The organism is Aeromonas sp. EERV15 (assembly GCF_900079845.1).
Lineage (GTDB): Bacteria > Pseudomonadota > Gammaproteobacteria > Enterobacterales > Aeromonadaceae > Aeromonas > Aeromonas sobria.
The window spans coordinates 1-437 of the sequence record NZ_FKKY02000171.1; the positions used below are offsets into that span (position 1 = coordinate 1).

1 protein-coding gene is annotated in these 437 nt (G+C 67.5%); it reads left to right on the forward strand.

Annotation, left to right across the window (positions count from 1 at the left end):
- Positions 1 to 195 (forward strand): hypothetical protein (locus BN4575_RS23010; protein WP_218060825.1); only part of this gene is annotated, 195 nt, incomplete at its 5' end.
- Positions 196 to 437: the final 242 nt, after the last annotated feature.

The window sequence follows — 437 nt, forward strand, 5'->3', positions numbered from 1 at the left end:
GAGCGGCTGGGGCAACCGACGCGGCTCGCCGAGCAGCCGATCCTGGCGGCATTGCCCTTGATCGGCCTCGACAAGAAGCGGCGCGGGGGCGGGGTGCGCTCGGTGCTGCTGCGGGAGGCCGGGGACGCGGTGGTCGAGACGATTTCAATCGAACGCTTGTCGAGGCTCTTCATCGAGGCTTCGGCAGAGGGCTGAGCTGATCGATGCGCCGGGGGATGCGCTGGAGAGGTCGTCCCCCGTACGATTGCGGTGTTGCCCGGGGAGCACAGGGGATTCCCGTAGGATTGCGTGCGCAAAATGCTGCTATGGGGGCGCCCCCGGCATCCCGTGACCTCGTTCCACGCGTCGTCGAATGAATGGTTCTCCCGAGGCGCCGGAGCGCCCGATCCGGGCTATAACGAGGCTCATGCATCCGGCGAAGAAGCGCGAGGGTGAGG